The organism is Pseudomonas sp. GW821-FHT09C09, from assembly GCF_059418105.1.
The window spans coordinates 110914-129182 of sequence record NZ_JBWKPF010000007.1; the positions used below are offsets into that span (position 1 = coordinate 110914).

The following is an 18269-nucleotide window of genomic DNA, read 5'->3' on the forward strand; positions in this document are numbered from 1 at the left end:
GCTCACTTGGAATAACGGCGGATGGCTTGCAGCAACTCTTCCACGCCCTGGGCGCGGGCTTCGTCGCTGAGGTCGGGATGGGCGACATGCTCGCGGGCATGGGCCTCGATGAACTGCTCCATCAAACCGTTGACCGCACCGCGAATCGCCGCCATCAGGTGCAACGTCTTGGCACAATCGGCCTCGGATTCCAGCGACCGTTCAACTGCCTGAACCTGCCCGGCAATGCGCCGGACGCGGTTAAGCAACTCGCCTTTGTGTTCATGTGTGTGCGACATACCTATACCCCCTACCCCTATATGGCGAGCATAGTCGCTGTTCCGACCGAAAGGAGCAAGGCCTGCTTTCGACCGTCCGTCGCGGCTTGAGATCTTGATGTGGAAGAGTGAGGCGGCGCGTCAGACGGCGCCGCCTCTGGAAGGTTTTTCAGAGGCAGGGCTGTTGGGAACCCTCGTCTGTCAGGCCCATTGCAGTGGCGGGGACGACGAGAAGCAGAGGTCTACGTCCAGTTGCGCTGCGGCCGACAGGTTGACCAGCGCATCCAGAGAGAACTTGTCGATTTTGCCGTTGAGTACGTCGTTGAGGCGCGGCTGAGTGATGCCAAGACGCTTGGCCGCCTCCTTCTGCGGAAGCTCCCAGGCACGAATCGTTTCGCACAGCGTGCGCATCAGTTTGGCCCGCAGGCGCATGTTGGCCGCTTCCTGCGGCGTGTCTTCCAGTGCATCCCAGACGCTTGCGAAACGCTGGGAAGAGTTTTGATGATCCGTCATGGTTCAACCTATTTCCTGGTATCTGGCCCGTGCCAGTTCTATGTCTCGCGTCTCGGTTTTGCGAGTGGTCTTTTGCAGGGCGTGCAGCACATAAATCGCGTCAGGCCGGTTGACCACATAAAACACTCGAAACGCCCCTGAATCCTCGGTGATTCTGATTTCATTGACGCCCCGCCCGACTGTTTTCATGGGGCGCCAGTCAAAGGGTTCGTCGCCCTGTTGCAACAGATCCAGTTGGAATCCTGCAGCTCTGCGAGCATCGAGGGGAAAAGCTCTCAAATCCTTGAGCGCACTCCCGACAAACACCACGTCCTTGTGTCTTGGCATTGGCTTCTCCTGTGTTGGAAAGAAAAGCGTAATAGCCCGGACGGAATCGTGTCGCGGCGGTGTGTTGCAAGGAATGGCAGCGATCACATACCAGCAGACTATATCGAAACCGATATAAATCAAGTTTGAATTGGCTTATCTGACATTTGGTATCACAAAGCAGAAATGCGCGAGCCGGCACACCTGACAAGCCGACACAGAACTCCTGTGGGAGCGAGCTTGCTCGCGATGGCGGACCGAAAAATGGCGCATCATTTTGCCCCCATCCGGGAGGCTACATTGCCTTGCGCCTTTGCCTACAACTACGCCAGAATCCGCCGGCTTGTGCGGTTTTGAGGGCGTCGGTAACTTGATTCGCATCACTGAATGGTCAGTGAACGGGTTTAGTCGCTCGATGATTTCTCAAAACTTTACATGTGCTCCAGATAGTCAGGTGACCTTCATCTGCACTCTATGGCGGCTGTGTGCAGGGCACCCTCGAGTGCGCCGGTTTTGGGAAGTCGCCGGTCGACTAACCTGCGTACAGCTGCCACCTATTCGTTTAGTCGCGAGGTGGTGTCGGCATCACTTTGAGGCTTTCCCGAATGTTCAAACACGTACCCGATCCACCCGAAAAAGACGCACCCAACGAGTCCGACCCGACTTCGCCCTACTCCTCCGCCGACTCAAAAAAACTCCACGAAGCCGCCGAGCGCGCCCTCGATCATTACCTGAAACCCACCGCCCCGAAACAGCACTGCCCCGGCCGCATGTTCCTCATCGCCCCCCACATCGATCAACATGCCTTGCTGGCCCACGCCTGCGAATCGATGGCTTCGGCCGGTGTGATGCTCAGCGACTTCGCCGCGCTGCTGGACCCGCCCTACCGCAGTACCGTGCTGGGCATCGCCCAAGTGGTGATGTGTGGCGAACTCGCCGTGAACCGGGCGCTGGACACTCTCGATGCCACGACCTGAGGAACACTCCATGGAAAGCAAATCCGATGCACACGTCGTCGCCGCCCTGATCTCCATCGGCCTCAACGAAAAAGACAGCCAATGGGCCGAAAAGGCCTGTCTGCTCCTGCTCGAAAGCGAACGAAAATCCATCGTCACCGCCGCCCTAGAGGCCCTCGTCCAGCTCGCCCGCGATCACGGCAAACTGGACCGGAACCGCGTCATGCCGGTACTCCAAAGCGTCAAACGCAGATTTCCGAGCCTGACCAGCACGGTTGCCGCGACGCTGGATGAGATGGCGATGGCTGCGTAACGTTTCAGGTAAAAGGCAAGAAAAAACCCGCTGCTCCGTGATCGGAGGCAGCGGGTTTTATGGCGTCAGCTGTAACGCGGGAGCAATCAATCCTCCCGCGTCAAAACCTCCAGCAACTCAATCTCAAACACCAGATTCGAATTCGGCGGAATCTTGCCCATCGTCCGCTCGCCGTACCCCAGATGCGCCGGCACCAGCAGTTTGCGTTTGCCGCCGACCTGCATGCCCATGATCCCTTGATCCCAGCCCTTGATCACCCGGCCCGTGCCGATCACGCACTGGAACGGTTTGCCCCGGCTCCAGGACGAATCGAACTCGGTGCCGTCTTCCAGCCAACCGGTGTATTGGGTGGTGATCAATGCGCCTTTGACGGCGGCTTTTCCGTCGCCGGGCTGAAGATCGATTATCTGCAGTTCATCATTCATAACATTCACTCTATTGTTCCGCTGGCCGCCGTTTTCCCAGAAATGCCGGACATTGGCAACCGTTTGACCCAGCGTTGGCCGTGATGAATGATAGCCACCCGCCACCAACTCCGAATCGATACGCCATGTCAGCGATGCTTGAATGACTCAACTCTGGATCGGCTTTGCCCTTGTCGTTGTGCTGATGGTCGTGATCGCCGTGTTGATTCGCCGCGAGCGTGCCCTGCGCCGGCAACTTGCCGAATACCGTGAATTGCTCACTCGCGCCGCCGAAGGTCAGAACATCCACCAGGATGGCGATGCCGAGCGCTTCAAGCGCAGCCAGTATTTTGCGCGGATCGGCACCTGGGATTGGGAAGTCGACACGGATCGACTCTATTGGTCGGACGCGATCTTCGGCATGTTCGGGTTCAAGATCGGCGAAGTGACGCCCTCCTACGCCTTGTTCTGCTCCTGCGTGCACCCGGACGACCGCGCCAAGGTACGCGCCGGGGAATTGCGCTGTCTGGAAACCGGTGAGAATCACGACGAGGAATACCGCGTGGTCTGGCCCGACGGCACGATCCGCTGGTTGCGGGAAACCGGCAACGTGGTGAAGAACGATCATGACGCGATGATCAAGATGATGGGCGTGGTGCGCGATATCACGGAAGAAAAGGCCTCGGCCAGTTACCTTCAGCACCTGGCGCACTTCGATCCGCTGACCGGTTTGCCCAATAGACTGGTGCTGGAAGAACGCCTGTCAGAAGCACTGGAACATGCCCGCGCGACCGAGACCCGGGTGGCGCTGGTGTTCATCGATCTCAACGGTTTCAAAAGCATCAACGACCGCTACGGCCATGCCGCCGGCGACCGCGTCCTGATCACCACCGCCACCCGGCTGAAACGCATACTGCGGGTCAGCGACACCGTCGCCCGCATCGGCGGCGATGAATTCGTGGTCATCCTGCAAGGCCTCGCCCCCGGCCTGAACCTGCAGGACGAAGCCCGCAGCATTTGTCAGAAAATCTTCATCGAACTGTCCCCGCCCATCACCATCGGCAACGAACAACGCCACATCGGCACCAGCCTCGGCGTGGCGGTATTCCCCGACCATGCGCCGACGATGGACCGGTTGCTGCATATTGCGGATCTGGCTATGTATGAGGCCAAGCGCAGCGGGAACAATCAGTATCGGTTGGGTGGCGGGCAGACGCTGAGACAAACGTTTGTGGAATGAGGCTCACGTGTTCATCGTCTACAAATGAATTACGGCGAGAAACTTCCTGGCTACATAAAATTCCAATTTCGAATACGTTCACAAATTTCGACCATACGCTCATTGATTTCCGGTCGAAAATTCAAGTTTTCTCGGGTAAACAACTTAACGTACGACTTGGCTTTTTCAACTTTATTTGTATATTCAAACGCCTTGGTCACATTATGTTTCTTAAGATACTCGTTAATGCTTTCAAACATGCCAATATCATCAACATCGCCTAAGCCATTCACCGTTTGAAATACTTCCAGCGGAATGTAATTCTCAATTTCCCTGCATTGAGTGACCCATGCATAACCTCCGGAACCCTCAAGCATTTTCTTGGCATTAGACACCCTGCTTTTGAGTTCTGCTCCCTCACTTCTACGATCACCGTCGCAAACAAGAATAGCATTCTTGTTTATCCGCAGAACGCTAAGCGCTTCCCTGTTTTCCTGCGAAGGCAGCGACATATCGAAGTGAGACAACAAGCTGCCGCCAAACATTGCATACTGGAAGTGCACTCCCTCGCGAATATTGCCCCCACTCCAGATCTGGATAAATTTATTCATATAAATTCGATCCGACGGGCCTTCAATCCAAATCAACCCGTTTGCTTGCAGAAGATCACTTGCCTTGTTACCCAAATCAGTCAGCATTCCATACCCGTGCAGGCTACTGCTAACTACAGAACCAACCACCTCACCATTATCTTTCTGAATATGATTAATTTGCGCATGCTCTGAATGACTGTATACATCAATGGCGATACTCGAATGCGTTGTTATGAACATATGACAGTCGTTACTTACCGCAAAACTCTCCAAATACTGGAACAGTCTTCGTTGCAGGCTGGGATGAAGATTATTTTCCAGCTCCTCAAATGAAAAAATATAATCTTCTACCTTACCTCCTTCAAAAGCGGGACGAACCAAAAGATTTAACAACACTAAAATTATCGTTTTCAGTCCGCTGCCTGATTGAGAAAGCGGGTAGAGCTTTGCATTTTGTTCAGATAAATAGACTTCCCATACGCCACCCGTCTTGTTGTATTTTGTTGTTATCTCGACAAAACGAGTATCAGGACTAAAAATTTCGTTCAGCGCCCCAAGCAACGTCTTGGCAATAAGCTCCCTGTCAAGCTCAGAGTAATGAGAGTAAGCATGAATTATCTGAGTCGCACCTACACCATTGCTTGTAAACGCTGCCTTCTCATCATCATATTCAGGAACAATATCGCGATCCGCTCGCAACCTCACGTGCTTCTTACAAAGTACCTGATCACTAACATAATACGTACCATCAACTTCATCACGAAACAAATTGCTAGAATACCGTTCCTCTAGCCCAGCTCTTTCCTCCGGAGAAACCTCACGATCAACCCCCAAATATCGAGCACTGTCTTCCCGTTGCAAATAACTCACCACCGCACCTTTAAGGTGGCAATGATCAGCCTTCACACTCTCTTCATCCTCCTCATATAAAGGGCCATCGAAATCAATTTTAGAAAACACCTCATCGGTAATTGTTTCAAATAGCTCAATTTCAGAAAAAGGACTTTCATTCCACCCTTCTGGTTTACAAAGTGTATCCAGCACCTCTAAAAACGTTGACTTACCAACATTATTACGCCCCACCAACAAGTTAATATTTTTGACAGAATGAACACTTGCCCCACGAGATTTGAAACACTTATAGTCTTTTACGGAAAACCCGAAATTTATACTCATGACAATCCATTGAAATCCAACAAAAGGGCATTCTGCCATCATTTCAATGCATATATCCAATTACCGTATTGATTACTGATGCCCTTCAGCCGGGGGCCATCGCGGGCCAGTCACATAAACGCAAGCTGCACTTTCCCCGCGATGTCAAGCTAGCGGCTAACGCTCCACCGGCTTGATATCCACAATCGTCCCGTTGGTGATCATCACCATCACGTACTTGTCGTTCATCTGCACCCACTGCGCCTGAGGGTCGGGTTGCTTGAGGCCTTTCTGTTTCCAGTTCTTGATGGCTTTTTCGCTGCGCTGGTAGACGTCCGGGGCGCGGTCGTTGACCTTCAGTTCGCGGCCGTCGGTGGGCGAGCGTTCGACGGTGTCAGTCGAGGGTTGCGCCGCTTGAACGAGTGGGGTGATCCCGGCGATGCCGGCGACGAGGGCCAGGCTGGCGATCAGGGTCTTGTTGTTCATCGGTGAACCTCCTTCAGATGTGTGATACCTGAACTCCGACTGCGGGGTTCGGGAATCATTCCTTGTTTTTTGATGATGCGGGACTTGAGATTGTAGTCGCGCCCCGGAGCACCATCCGGGGTTCCCCCGCTGCATGGCAATTACAGCCAATGGCCACCATTTACGATAAGATCCCGCGCGCCCCCGCCGAGTGAACAAGGACATCACCGTGAAAATCTACCTCATCGTCAATCTGGTGCTGCTTGCGGTTCTGGGCCTCTACGCTGTCAGTCTTTTCAACAAGCTCGTTGCCCGGCGCAACGAGATCAAGAACGCGTTTGCCCAGGTCGAAGTGCAGCTCAAGCGCCGCTACGACCTGATCCCCAATCTGGTCAGTATCGCCAAGGGTTATCTGGCCCATGAGCGCGAAACCCTGGAAGCGGTGATCGCTGCGCGCAATGAAGCCGTGGCGGGACTTGAAGCTGCGCAGGCCAAACCGGGCAATGCCCAGCACATCGCACAACTGGGGCTGGCGGACAGCGCACTCAGCAGCGCCGTGGGTCGATTGAACCTGACCCTGGAAGCCTACCCGGAACTCAAGGCCTCGCAGAACATGCAGCAACTGAGCGAAGAGCTGAGCAGCACCGAAAACAAAGTGAGTTTCGCGCGCCAGGCCTTCAACGACGCAGTCATGGCCTACAACACCCTCAAACAGAGCTTTCCTGCGGTGCTGCTGGCAGCCAGTTTTGGCCATCGCGATGACGCCGTGCCGCTGAAGTTTGCGGATACGCTGGCGATCAAAACCGCACCCAAGGTTTCTTTCTGATTTCTGCTTTCCATGGATGGCCCGATGAGTTTCTTTGAACGACAAACCCAGGCTCGCAACCAGACCCGACGGCTGGTTTACATGATGATTCTGTCGATTGTCTCGCTGGTCTTCCTGACCGCCCTGCCCTTCGTTTTCAATGGTTTTGAAGATTACTTGAGTGGCACCGGCACGCTGGCAGATGCCTTTCTGGCGATGGCCGTCATCGCGTCGTTCATCAGCGGCATCGTGGTGATTGGCGGCCTGCTGAAATACCGGCAACTGCGAGCTGGCGGCAAAGTCGTTGCAGAGAAACTGGGTGGCCGCCTGCTCAACGGCAATGCGCACACGCTGGACGAGCAGCGCTTGATGAACGTCGTCGAAGAAATGGCGATTGCCTCCGGCACCCGCGTGCCGGCGGTGTACCTGTTGCCGGACGAGAGCATCAACGCCTTCGCGGCCGGACTTACACCGGAGGATGCGGCCATCGGCGTGACCCGTGGCGCGGTGAAGCTGCTGACCCGGGAAGAACTGCAAGGGGTGATTGCCCACGAATTCAGCCACATTTTCAACGGTGACATGCGCCTCAATACGCAACTGGTGGCGGTGGTGCACGGCCTGTTGGTGCTGGGGCTGGCGGGTACTTACATAATGGCCAGTCTGCTCAAGCGCGACAAACGCGACGTGCGGCTGATGCTGGTAGTTTTTGCGCTCGGATTCGCACTGTGCGTGGCCGGATTTGTCGGGCATCTGTATGGGAGTTTGATCAAGGCAGCGGTCAGTCGCCAGCGTGAGTTCCTCGCCGATGCGAGCGCGGTGCAATACACGCGCAATCCGCAAAGCATTGTCGGCGCGCTGAAAAAAATCGGTGCCCATAAACAAGGCTCCGTCATCAGCTCCCCCCGTGCCGCCGAGTTCAGTCATTTGTTTTTCAGCACGGGCGGATCAGGCCTGCTGAGCCGGATGTTTGCGTCACACCCTGATCTGAGCGTGCGCATTCGTCGGATCGATCCGCAGTGGGATGGCAACTTTACAACCACCACTGCACCGGGTGCGCCGGCGAAGAAACAGGAGACGGCTGCACCACTTCAATAAAGAGGCTGCCATTCGGTTTGGATTGATCCGTCTCGCGCATCAATCCATACCAACTATGCAATTAACAGATTGATCCCCCTGCGCCACTATCCGCCCCAATAAAAACCGTGCGCCGCCTCCCCGTCGCGCACGTCATAAAAGCGGTGGAGTATTTTTCGATGACAGCCTCAATCCCACACGGCGGCTCGCGGGCCGGTGCCATTTTCCGGGTGACCTCGGGTAACTTCCTCGAACAGTTCGACTTCTTTCTGTTCGGCTTCTACGCCACGCAGATTGCGGCGGTGTTCTTTCCGGCGAGCAGTGAGTTCGCTTCCCTGATGATGACGTTCGCGGTGTTCGGCGCAGGCTTTTTGATGCGTCCGCTGGGGGCTATCGTGCTCGGCGCGTACATCGATGACGTCGGTCGTCGCAAGGGTTTGATCGTCACCCTGTCGATCATGGCCAGCGGCACGATATTGATTGTGCTGGTGCCCGGATACGAAACCATTGGTCTGTTTGCCCCGGCGCTGGTGCTGATCGGGCGGTTGCTGCAGGGCTTTTCGGCCGGTGCGGAACTGGGCGGCGTTTCGGTATATCTCTCGGAGATCGCCACACCGGGCCGTAAAGGCTTCTTCACTGCCTGGCAGTCGGCCAGCCAACAGGTTGCGATCATCGTTGCCGCCGCGCTGGGTTTTGCCTTGAACCAGTGGATGGCACCGGATGTGATTGCCGATTGGGGCTGGCGGATTCCGTTTTTCGTTGGCTGCATGATCGTGCCGTTCATCTTCCTGCTGCGTCGTAACCTGGCAGAAACCGAAGAGTTTGCCACCCGCAAGCATCGCCCGAGCATGAAAGAAGTGTTCCGCACCCTCGGCCAGAACTGGGTCGTGGTCATCGGCGGGATGTTGATGGTTGCCTTGACCACCACCGCGTTCTACCTGATCACTGTGTACGCGCCTACCTTCGGTAAAACCGTGCTGCACCTGAGCACCTCGGATGCGTTGCTAGTGACGCTGCTGGTGGGCGTTTCGAACTTCTTCTGGCTGCCGATCGGCGGCGCGTTGTCGGACCGTTTCGGCCGTCGTCCGCTGTTGATCACCATGTCGCTGCTGGCCCTGGCGACCACTTATCCGGCGCTGTCGTATCTGGTGCAGGCGCCGAGCTTCAGCCACATGCTGCTGTCGCTGCTCTGGCTGTCGTTCATCTACGGCATGTACAACGGCGCGATGATTCCGGCGCTGACCGAGATCATGCCGGTTGAGGTTCGTGTGGCCGGTTTCTCGTTGGCCTACAGCCTTGCCACCGCGATCTTCGGCGGCTTCACACCGGCAATGTCGACCTTCCTGATCCAGTACACCGGCGACAAGGCTGCGCCAGGCTACTGGATGAGTGTCGGCGCGCTGTGTGCGTTGTGCGCGACGCTGTATCTGTATCGCCGTGCGGGCGGTCGTCTGCAACCTGCAGTCGCTTGAGGAGCCAGCCAACATGAAGAAGCTCTTCAATCTGACCGCCCTCGCCCTCCTCGCCTTCAGCGCATTTGCTCAAGCTGAGGAACTGCGGGTAATGACCTCCGGCGGCTTCACCGCCGCCTACAAAATCCTCGGCCCGAAATTCGCCGCGAACACCGGCAACACTCTCGACACCATCCTCGGCCCGTCGATGGGCAAGGCCCCGGAGGCGATCCCCAATCGCCTGGCCCGGGGTGAACAGGCCGACGTTGTAATCATGGTCGGCTACGCCCTCGACGACTTGATCAAACAAGGCAAGGTCGACCCGGCCTCGCGGGTGGAACTGGCGGATTCGCGGATTGGCCTGGTGGTGCGCGAAGGCGCGCCGAAACCGGACATCAGCAACGTCGACGCCCTGAAGAAAACCCTGCTCGATTCGCAGTCGGTGGCCTACTCGGACAGTGCCAGCGGCGTGTACATCGAGCAGCAATTGTTCAAGAAGCTCGGCGTCGAAGATCAGTTGAAGCCGAAGGCGAAGATGATCCCGAAAATCCCGGTAGGTTCGGTGGTTGCCACCGGTGACTATCAACTGGGTTTCCAGCAGGTCAGCGAGTTGCTGCCGGTGCCGGGCGTGACGTATGTCGGGAAGATCCCGGAATCGGTGCAGTCGGTAACGCGTTTCGCGGCGGGGATTCCAGTGGGTGCGCAGCATCCGCAGGAAGCCAAGGCGTTGCTCGCCTATCTGGCCGCGCCTGCCGCCCAGGCCGACGTGCAGGCCACCGGACTGGATTCGGTCAAGCGCTGACCTTCGGCGGCTGGACCTTCATTTCCACCACCAGCCGCTCCAGTTCCAGTGCCGCCGGGGTCAGGGTACGACCCCGGCGTTTGATGATGCCCACGCTGCGCATCACTTGCGGATCCGTCAGCGGCACCCGCGTCAGGATCGGATGATCCGCCGCCGGCATCGCCATCAACGGCACCGCCGCCACACCCAGTCCCGCTTCCACCAGTCCGATCATCGTCGTCACGTGCAGGGTTTCGCAGATGCTCGGCCGTTGCGGCACCACTTTGGCCAGTGCCTGATCGAGCAAGAAACGGTTACCCGACGTCTTGTCCAGCGAGATGTAATCCTGCTGGTAAAACTCATCCCAACTAACGCTGCTGCGCCCGGCCAGGGGATGATCGCGACGACAGGCCACCACGTAGCTCTCCTGCACCAGCGGCTCGAAATCCACGCCCGCCTCCTGAGTGCCCATGAAACTCAGGCCGAAATCCGCCTCGCCATTGACCACCGCCGTGAGCACGTCGTGGGCGCTGGAATCGAGGACTTTGACTTTGATACGCGGGAACTGTTGGTGATAGCGGGCGACCACCCGTGGCATGAAGTAATACGCCGCCGACGGCACGCAAGCGACGGTGACGTGGCCCTGCCGGTTGGAAGCGACTTCGCTGATGCCGAGCAAAGCCACATCAAGATCATCCAGCAAACGCTCGACACTCGGCATGAAGCCACGCCCGGCCTGGGTCAGGCTGACCTTGCGCGTGGTGCGCTCAAACAGCTTCACGCCGAGGGCGTCTTCAAGCTTTTCGATGCGTCGGCTCAAGGCCGGTTGCGAGATGCGCACGGTGTCCGCGGCCTTGCGGAAACTGCCCTGCTCGACCACGGCGCGAAAGGCTTGCAGGTCGTTGAGGTCGAAGTTGATGGCCATGGGAGACTCGGAAGGATTGATTCGCTGGGGCTATAAATGTAACCAATTGATGCAAATTGTTACAGGAGCACAGGTGCTCAAGCAGGGTCTGCGGTAGATCTGTAATCGTTTCAGCCTTTATCCTTGTCGCCCCCCGCCGTACCGCGTTACTGGAGTTCCGCTCATGCCCCATGAAGGCAATCTGTTGCAAGCCGCTGTCGTGTTTCTGTTCGCGGCCGTGCTCACCGTTCCCCTGGCCAAGCGCCTGCAACTGGGCGCGGTGCTCGGTTATCTGTTTGCCGGGGTGATCATCGGCCCGTCGGTGCTGGGCCTGATCGGCAATCCACAGAGCGTCAGCCATATTTCGGAGCTGGGCGTGGTGTTGCTGCTGTTCATCATCGGTCTTGAGCTGTCGCCGCGACGCTTGTGGGTGATGCGCAAATCGGTGTTCGGCGTCGGTCTGGCGCAGGTGCTTTTGACCGGTTCGGTGATCGGCGTGCTGGCGCTGTCGGTGTTCGGCCAGCCGTTGAACAGTGCGATTGTGCTCGGCCTCGGTCTGGCGCTGTCGTCCACTGCGTTTGGCTTGCAAAGCCTCGCCGAGCGCAAGGAACTGACCAGTCCCCACGGTCGCTTGGCGTTTGCGATTCTGTTGTTCCAGGACATCGCCGCCATCCCGCTGATCGCTCTGGTGCCGATGCTCGCGGGCGTCGATCACCACACCAGCACCGCCGACGATGTGCGCCACAGTTTGCAGGTGCTGGGCAGCATCGCCGTGGTGGTGATCGGCGGGCGCTATCTGTTGCGCCCGGTGTTCCGCATCGTGGCGAAAACCGGTCTGCCGGAAGTCTCCACCGCCACCGCGTTGCTGGTGGTGATCGGCACGGCGTGGATGATGGACATGGTCGGTGTGTCGATGGCGCTGGGCGCCTTCCTAGCCGGTCTGCTGCTGGCGGACTCGGAATATCGCCATGAACTGGAAGCGCAGATCGAACCGTTCAAAGGCCTGCTGCTGGGCCTGTTCTTCATCAGCGTCGGCATGGGCGCCAACCTCAGCCTGTTGTTCAGCGCGCCGATCACGGTGCTGGGGCTGACGCTGTTGCTGATTGCGCTGAAGTTGCCACTGTTGTTTGTGGTCGGGCGTCTGGCTGGCGGGTTGAGCAAAGTCAGTGCGATTCGCCTTGGCATCGTGCTGGCGGCGGGTGGTGAGTTTGCCTTTGTGGTGTTCAAGATCGGTCGCGATCAGGGTCTGTTCGAACCGCGTCTGTACGACTTGCTGGTGCTGACCATCACCCTGTCGATGGCGGTGACGCCCTTGCTGCTGTTGATCTGCGCACGGCTGGTCAGCCCGAAGGTGCAGCCAGTGGAAGTGCCGGAGAAATTTCGCCAGATCGACACCGAAACCCCACGGGTGGTGATTGCCGGCATGGGCCGGATGGGTCAGATCGTGGCGCGGATCCTGCGGGCGCAGAACATCAAGTTCGTGGCGCTGGACACCTCGGTGGAAACCATCGAGCTGTCGCGCAGTTTCGGCGGCGTTCCGGTGTTCTACGGCGACCCGATGCGCCCGGAAATCCTCAGTGCGGCCAAGGTCGGGGAAGCGGAATATTTCGTGATTGCCACGGACGATCCGGAGACCAACATCAAGACCGCCGAGATCGTGCGCAAGCTTTACCCGCACATGAAGATCATCGCCCGGGCCCGTAACCGGCAGCACGTTCATCGGTTGGTGGATGTGGGGGCCGATCCGATCCGGGAGACCTATTACTCCAGTCTGGAAATGAGCCGTCGCACACTGGTCGGCCTAGGTTTGACCCAGGCCCAGGCCGACGCGCGGATCAAGCGTTTCAAGCACCATGACGAACAGGTGCTCGAGGCTCAACACGCGGTCTACGACGATGCGGCCAAAGTCCTGCAGACCGCCCAGGAAGCGCGGGCGGAACTGGCCAGACTGTTCGAGTCGGATCAACTGGAAGAACAGTCCGGCAAGTCCTGAGCCCCGCCATCAAGCCTTCCCGTGCAATGCGCGGGAAGGTTCTGATCAGGCCATCTCCAGCGCCCGCTCCTCCTTCTCGGGCGCTACTGCAAACCGGTCCGCCAGAAACGGCGTGATATCCAGCGGCAGCGGTTCATCGTTGACCAGTTTGTCCAGCAATACCCCGGTGATCGCCGACGTCAGCACCCCGGTGCGGAAGTGCCCGCAGGCGTTCAGGTAACCCTCCACCCCGGCCATCGGCCCGAGAATCGGCAACTCATCCGGCGAACCCGGCCGCAGCCCGGCCCAGGTGCGCTTGAGGTTGATGTCCGCCAGCTCCGGCAGGCAACGCACCGCGCCCTGCACCAGCCCGGCGATTTCCGGCCAGGTGGTGGTGACGTCGAAGCCTTTGTCCTCGGTGGTGCTGCCGATCAGGATCTCGCCGTTGTCCTTCTGCGCCATGTAGCAATCGCTGGTGGTCAGGCAACCGTTGAGGATTTTCGGCAGGCGTTCGGTCAGCAGGATCTGGCCTTTCACCGGTTTTACCGGAATGCGAATACCCGTGGCCCACTCGCTCAAGTCTGCAGCCCACGCGCCCGCCGCGTTGATCAGGGTCTTGCAGTGGAACACCCCGGCTTCCGCCGTTTGCACGCCGGTCACCCGTGAGCCGTGATGCAGCACGCCGGTGATGTTGGTGTTGACGTACATGTCCACGCCATTTTGCCGGGCGCCTTCGGCGTAGGCGTCGGCGAGGCGGAACGGGCTGACCTGGTGGTCGCAGAGAAACTCCAGCGCACCGCGCGCTTCATGGCTGACGCTCGGCTCGGATTCGCGTAATGCCGCCTGATCGAGCCAGCGCACCTGATCCGCCAGATGCGGAATGCAGCCGACGATATGCTCGGCGTACAACCGGTCCTCATCGTCATAGATGACGAACTTGAGCCCGGTTTTCTCGAACTTGAAATCCATCCCGTGGTTGTCCTTCAGCTCACGGTGCAGCGCCGGGTACAGCGCGTTGGACTGCAAGGCGAAATCGAAGAACGACGGCGGCAGGATGTGCGGCGTGCTGGAGTCCACCGCTACCGCCGCGCCCTGGGTTTCACGCTTGCGGTTGGCCGACATCATGCGGAAGAAAATCACCCCGCAACCCAGCCCCACGGACTCACCGATGGCCCACAAGCCACCGGCCGACGCGCGGGTGGCGTTGCCCGGACGCTTGGCGTCGATCATCGCGACCTTGAGGTTTTTGCGCTTGGACAACTGATAGGCGATGGACGCGCCGATCACACCGCCGCCGGCGATGACCACGTCATAGAACTTACTCATGGGAAACGGCCTCCGTGCCGAGGGACTGGAACGCGGAAAAAGGAATCGGATCGACCGGAAAACGCGGCCGCAGCCAGCCGACATCCTTGCGCCCGGTGGCCTGACGCAGGCGGTCGCTGCAATAGCCGACGCACATCCGCCCCTGGCAGTCGCCCATGCTCACGCGGGTGCGCATTTTCAGGCTGGCGATGTCTTGCACGCCCTGCTCCAGCGCGCGGTCGATGTCGGCGCGGGTCGCGTGTTCGCAACGGCAGATCACCGTGTCGGCAGCCGGCAATGCGATTTGCCCGACACCACGCTCGGTGTAGCGATCCACCGCCGCGCGGAAACGCACGATGGCTTTGAGTTTGCTCAGGTAACGGTCGCGACGGACCCGCGCCAGCTCCTCTTCCAGCACGCCGCGTTGCAGCAGGATCGAAGTGGCGGCGATCTTGCCGGCCAGCATCGCCGCTTCACCGCCGCGAATCCCGCCCATGTCGCCAGCCAGATGCACGTGGGGTTCGCTGCTCTGCTGCCAGATATTGGCATTGGCGCGCAGGTAACCGTCGTCGCTGAAGCCGTGATCCAGGCCCATTTGTTGACTCAACTGAGTACGCGGAATGAAGCCGTAGCCGACCGCCAGCGTCTTCGCTTCGAAGCGCTCGACGCGGCTCATGTCCGGCTCCCACGTCGCCGAGTACGGCGCCACGCTGACGCTTTTCAGTTCGCCTTCGCCGTGCGCCTCGACCACGCCCCAGCCGTAGTTCATCGGGATGCCGTGCAGTTTCAGGTAGGCCAGCATGCTCAAGCCATCGAGGAACAGTTGCGGCTTGTTGAGCAGCGCCAGGCTTTCCTTGGCAATCTTGCCGAACGCGCAGGCCTCGTAGACGCCGACCACGCTCACGCCGGACGCGTGCAGCTGGGTCGCCACCAGCGGCAACAGCGGCCCGGTGCCGGCGATGACTACCGGCCCCTGCGGCTTGACTACGCCACTTTTGATCTGCAATTGCAGGCCGCCGAGCATGATGACGCCCGGCAGCGTCCAGCCGGGAAACGGCACGCTGCGCTCGTGACAACCGGCGGCCATCACCAGTTGCGGATAGCTGATTTCATGCAGGCGCTCATCGCCATCGAGCACCACCAGCGAGCGGGTGCCTTCGGCGCCGACCACCCGGTGATGCAGGCGCACGTCGATCAGCCCGGCCTGCTCCTGAAAGTCGCCGTGCAATTTGCTCAGCGCCTCTGAATAACGTGGCCCCAGGTAATCCAGCTGCACGCCGTCACGCAGCGGCCCGCGATAAACCACGCCGCCAAGGCGCGACGCCTCTTCAAGCAATGTGCTGCGCACACCATGGCGCGCCAGTTCGATGGCCGCCGCCATCCCCGCCGGGCCGCCGCCGACGATTAACGGATGCTGGCTCATAGCGCCTCCTGGCCGTGAATGCGGTTGGCCTGGGTTTCGATGTGCATGCCGTCACGCACCACGGTCTGGCAGGCGCGGCGTTTGTGCCGGCCGTTGATTTTCACCAGGCAGCACTGGCACACGCCCATGCCGCAATAGGCGCCACTGATCTGGTTGTGATCGTTGCGCGCGACCTGGCGCACGCCGAGAGACTGAATGACGCTGAGCACGGTTTCGCCGATGGCGGCGGTGACCGGTTGGCCGTTGATGTGGACAGTCATATCCGCCTGCGCCAAGGGCTGGATATCGAAGGTTCTTTCTAGGCAGTGCATTGCGATGATCATCCGTGAAAAGTTCAGGTGAGGTTGAAACAGCTCCTTGCTGCACTACACCTCGCCGGCACGTGGGATTTTCCTCTCTATCGTGCCAACAGGCTTACTCCGTCTGCGCAGCAAAGTGCGAGCGCAAGCAATGTAGTCGATCCAGCGGCAAGGGCCGGGTTCTTTTACGTTAGGGGATATCGTCGGGACGAATATTGATCCATGCCAGTGAAATGCACCGCTTTCCGGGGACAGCCGAGCCTGCTCTGAAAGCCGCCTAAACATATGAAAAAATGGCATAAACACAGGATTGGATCCAACCTGTTATTTTTAAAGGATATTTTAAATCCGGGAGACGACTCCGATTAAAAGTCCACTTAACTGTAATTGACGACAAAAACGCCCCGCCTATAATCGGCTACCTTCTCGATGGACGACCGTATTTTCTATGGACAGAAAAGTAATCACGTCAAACATTTTGTTGTTGGCGGCCGCTGTGATTTGGGGTTGTGCGTTTGTTCCGCAAAAGATCGGCATGAGTTCAATCGGGCCTTTCTGGTATACGGGATTACGCTTCGCGCTCGGGACCCTGCTGATACTTCCCTTTATTTTTTTTGAAAAAAATACCCGGCCGCTTTCGTGGAAAGACTGGTCATCGGGGATCGTGATTGGCCTGATATTGTTCGGAGGAATAAACCTTCAACAAATTGCGTTGATGTACGCCTCTGTAGCGAACACCGGTTTTATTACCGGATTGTATGTAGCGCTGGTTCCGATATTGTGCAGTTTCTTCGGACATCGATATTCCTCCGGCGTCTGGTTCGGTGTAGCCCTGGCGACGATGGGACTTTATCTTCTCAGTGTTCATGGCAACCTTAGTGTCAACCCCGGCGATCTATTGACACTGGCCAGTGCATTTTTCTGGGCTTTTCAAGTCATTGCATTGTCGACGTTCGGACATCGGCTTCCACCTATCAGACTGGCCGTTGTCCAGTCCGGAACCTGCGTTGTACTTTCCCTGGCCATCGCCGTGGTTTCGGAGCCGATTTCTTTCGAGATGATCTCCAACGCCAAAATCCCGCTCTTATATGGTGGAGTATTGTCTGTTGCCATCGGTTTCACCTTACAGGTACTTGCCCAGCGGCATATAAAGGCAGCGCACAGTGCAATCATTCTAAGTATTGAAGCCGTGTTTGCAGCGGTTGCCGGATGGCTCATATTGAACGAATCACTTGGCCCGAAAGAGCTGGCCGGTTGCGCCCTCATATTGGCCGGCACGCTACTGTCGCAACTATCGCCGGAAAAACCACCGAAGGAAAAACGCACCCTGGTGCATGAACCTTCGTGAGGTGATGCCTTTCCCGTTCATTTGATCGCTATTTTCGAGCAGTCTCTGCAGCGTACTGACGCGCCCGTTTTTCGTGTAAACAACCAAGGAGAAGGTAATGAGCACCACAGAGAAAGAGACGCTATCGGAAGACGAGCGCGAGGCGCTCACGGCGGACCCGGAGCGCCAGGACGAAGCCCATACCAGCGGGGCCTACGGCTATTTGTCCGATGCCACACTGGCGACCCGGTATTCGGTCATCTCGGGACTTGTCGAGCAATATGATTGCGCCGGCGTACTCGATATAGGGTGTTATGTAGGTGGCTTGCGAGGCGCCATCAATCGAAACCGCTCTTACCACGGTATCGATATTTCCGAAAATGCAATCAAGGATGCCATTGCCCACTATGGTGATTACGAACGGACAACGTTCAGCGTGGGGGATATACGCAGTGAATCAGCCAAACTTCCGCAATACCCGTGCGTGGTGTGGGCCGGAATCGGATTTGGTTATTCGGACAAGGACAACCGCTCATTTGCTGACTTGTTCAAAAAAGCCTGGGACTTGTGCAGTGACAATGGCGTGCTGATCTTTGAATGCATTGAAGATTACGCGTGGGTGCAATCTCACATCGAGGCCACCAGCAAACTGCTTACTACTTTTCACGTCACTTATTCGCTGGCATCCGTCCATAACCGCAGGGCTGTTTTTGTCGCCAGGAAAGTCCTTAAATAAAAAACGCTGCA

The 18269-nt window shown here is 57.9% G+C and carries 20 protein-coding genes; 10 read left to right on the forward strand and 10 right to left on the reverse strand.

The window, feature by feature from the left end:
* Positions 1-2 precede the first annotated feature (2 nt).
* The 3 genes from AC07NR_RS21705 to AC07NR_RS21715 form a co-directional block, all read right to left on the reverse strand.
* Positions 3-278, reverse strand: a complete 276-nt coding sequence (locus AC07NR_RS21705; RefSeq protein WP_096822565.1) for a metal/formaldehyde-sensitive transcriptional repressor — start codon at positions 276-278, stop codon at positions 3-5.
* A gap of 180 nt (positions 279-458) precedes the next feature.
* Complete coding sequence (locus AC07NR_RS21710) at positions 459-770, reverse strand: helix-turn-helix domain-containing protein (RefSeq protein ID WP_114883906.1); 312 nt, start codon at positions 768-770, stop codon at positions 459-461.
* A gap of 3 nt (positions 771-773) precedes the next feature.
* Positions 774-1097, reverse strand: a complete 324-nt coding sequence (locus AC07NR_RS21715; protein WP_065258430.1) for a type II toxin-antitoxin system RelE/ParE family toxin — start codon at positions 1095-1097, stop codon at positions 774-776.
* Between the two features lie 584 nt (positions 1098-1681).
* Between AC07NR_RS21715 and AC07NR_RS21720 the strand changes: the two genes are divergently transcribed.
* Both AC07NR_RS21720 and AC07NR_RS21725 read left to right on the forward strand, forming a co-directional pair.
* Positions 1682-2053, forward strand: a complete 372-nt coding sequence (locus tag AC07NR_RS21720) for a DUF6124 family protein (RefSeq protein WP_495079437.1) — start codon at positions 1682-1684, stop codon at positions 2051-2053.
* Between the two features lie 10 nt (positions 2054-2063).
* Positions 2064-2345 (forward strand): hypothetical protein, encoded by a 282-nt coding sequence (locus AC07NR_RS21725; protein ID WP_495079438.1) that lies wholly within the window; start codon positions 2064-2066, stop codon positions 2343-2345.
* An 86-nt stretch (positions 2346-2431) separates the two neighbouring features.
* Here AC07NR_RS21725 and AC07NR_RS21730 read toward each other — a convergent pair whose 3' ends face one another.
* Positions 2432-2770, reverse strand: a complete 339-nt coding sequence (locus AC07NR_RS21730) for an FKBP-type peptidyl-prolyl cis-trans isomerase (protein WP_007952931.1) — start codon at positions 2768-2770, stop codon at positions 2432-2434.
* 142 nt (positions 2771-2912) lie between these two features.
* Between AC07NR_RS21730 and AC07NR_RS21735 the strand changes: the two genes are divergently transcribed.
* Positions 2913-3989: a diguanylate cyclase domain-containing protein gene (locus AC07NR_RS21735; protein WP_495079439.1), complete on the forward strand. Its 1077-nt coding sequence runs from the start codon at positions 2913-2915 to the stop codon at positions 3987-3989.
* 50 nt (positions 3990-4039) lie between these two features.
* Here the strand turns inward: AC07NR_RS21735 and AC07NR_RS21740 are convergent, their stop codons facing one another.
* Both AC07NR_RS21740 and AC07NR_RS21745 read right to left on the reverse strand, forming a co-directional pair.
* Positions 4040-5737 carry an ATP-dependent nuclease gene (locus tag AC07NR_RS21740; protein ID WP_495079440.1) on the reverse strand — a complete coding sequence of 566 codons (1698 nt, stop codon included), beginning with the start codon at positions 5735-5737 and terminating at the stop codon, positions 4040-4042.
* Positions 5738-5893: 156 nt separating this feature from the next.
* Positions 5894-6202 (reverse strand): RcnB family protein, encoded by a 309-nt coding sequence (locus AC07NR_RS21745; protein WP_085711544.1) that lies wholly within the window; start codon positions 6200-6202, stop codon positions 5894-5896.
* A gap of 208 nt (positions 6203-6410) precedes the next feature.
* On the opposite strand from AC07NR_RS21745, the gene AC07NR_RS21750 reads away from it, so the two are divergent.
* The 4 genes from AC07NR_RS21750 (at position 6411) to AC07NR_RS21765 (ending at position 10313) form a co-directional block, all read left to right on the forward strand.
* Entirely contained in the window at positions 6411-7007 is a 597-nt protein-coding gene (locus AC07NR_RS21750) for a LemA family protein (protein WP_085711616.1), read from the forward strand.
* A 24-nt stretch (positions 7008-7031) separates the two neighbouring features.
* On the forward strand, positions 7032-8081 hold the full coding sequence (locus AC07NR_RS21755) for a M48 family metallopeptidase (protein WP_495079441.1): 1050 nt from the start codon (positions 7032-7034) through the stop codon (positions 8079-8081).
* Between the two features lie 158 nt (positions 8082-8239).
* Positions 8240-9532, forward strand: a complete 1293-nt coding sequence (locus tag AC07NR_RS21760; protein WP_305833870.1) for an MFS transporter — start codon at positions 8240-8242, stop codon at positions 9530-9532.
* Positions 9533-9545: 13 nt separating this feature from the next.
* On the forward strand, positions 9546-10313 hold the full coding sequence (locus AC07NR_RS21765; protein WP_248740784.1) for a substrate-binding domain-containing protein: 768 nt from the start codon (positions 9546-9548) through the stop codon (positions 10311-10313).
* Here AC07NR_RS21765 and AC07NR_RS21770 read toward each other — a convergent pair.
* The gene (locus tag AC07NR_RS21770) at positions 10303-11217 is read right to left on the reverse strand and encodes a LysR family transcriptional regulator (protein ID WP_102622005.1); all 915 of its coding nucleotides are present in this window, start codon (positions 11215-11217) and stop codon (positions 10303-10305) included. The two genes, AC07NR_RS21765 and AC07NR_RS21770, sit on opposite strands and share 11 nt — an antisense overlap.
* A 163-nt stretch (positions 11218-11380) precedes the next feature.
* Here AC07NR_RS21770 and AC07NR_RS21775 point away from each other — a divergent pair, with 163 nt between their 5' ends.
* Positions 11381-13189, forward strand: a complete 1809-nt coding sequence (locus AC07NR_RS21775) for a monovalent cation:proton antiporter-2 (CPA2) family protein (RefSeq protein WP_114883912.1) — start codon at positions 11381-11383, stop codon at positions 13187-13189.
* Between the two features lie 45 nt (positions 13190-13234).
* On the opposite strand, the gene hcnC is transcribed toward AC07NR_RS21775, so the two are convergent.
* The 3 genes from hcnC to hcnA are packed head-to-tail and all read right to left on the reverse strand — an operon-like array spanning position 13235 to position 16207.
* Positions 13235-14494, reverse strand: a complete 1260-nt coding sequence (hcnC, locus tag AC07NR_RS21780; RefSeq protein ID WP_495079442.1) for a cyanide-forming glycine dehydrogenase subunit HcnC — start codon at positions 14492-14494, stop codon at positions 13235-13237.
* Positions 14487-15896, reverse strand: a complete 1410-nt coding sequence (gene hcnB, locus AC07NR_RS21785) for a cyanide-forming glycine dehydrogenase subunit HcnB (RefSeq protein WP_495079443.1) — start codon at positions 15894-15896, stop codon at positions 14487-14489. The genes hcnC and hcnB overlap by 8 nt, the downstream gene beginning before the upstream one ends.
* A complete protein-coding gene (gene hcnA, locus AC07NR_RS21790; RefSeq protein WP_096822653.1) occupies positions 15893-16207 on the reverse strand; it encodes a cyanide-forming glycine dehydrogenase subunit HcnA in 315 nt (104 codons plus the stop codon). The genes hcnB and hcnA overlap by 4 nt, the downstream gene beginning before the upstream one ends.
* Before the next feature lie 436 nt (positions 16208-16643).
* Between hcnA and AC07NR_RS21795 the strand changes: the two genes are divergently transcribed.
* Together AC07NR_RS21795 and AC07NR_RS21800 are read left to right on the forward strand one after the other, a co-directional pair.
* Entirely contained in the window at positions 16644-17543 is a 900-nt protein-coding gene (locus AC07NR_RS21795; RefSeq protein WP_495079444.1) for a DMT family transporter, read from the forward strand.
* 97 nt (positions 17544-17640) lie between these two features.
* Positions 17641-18258, forward strand: coding sequence for a class I SAM-dependent methyltransferase (locus AC07NR_RS21800; protein ID WP_085711553.1), 618 nt, complete (start codon positions 17641-17643; stop codon positions 18256-18258).
* Positions 18259-18269 lie beyond the last annotated feature (11 nt).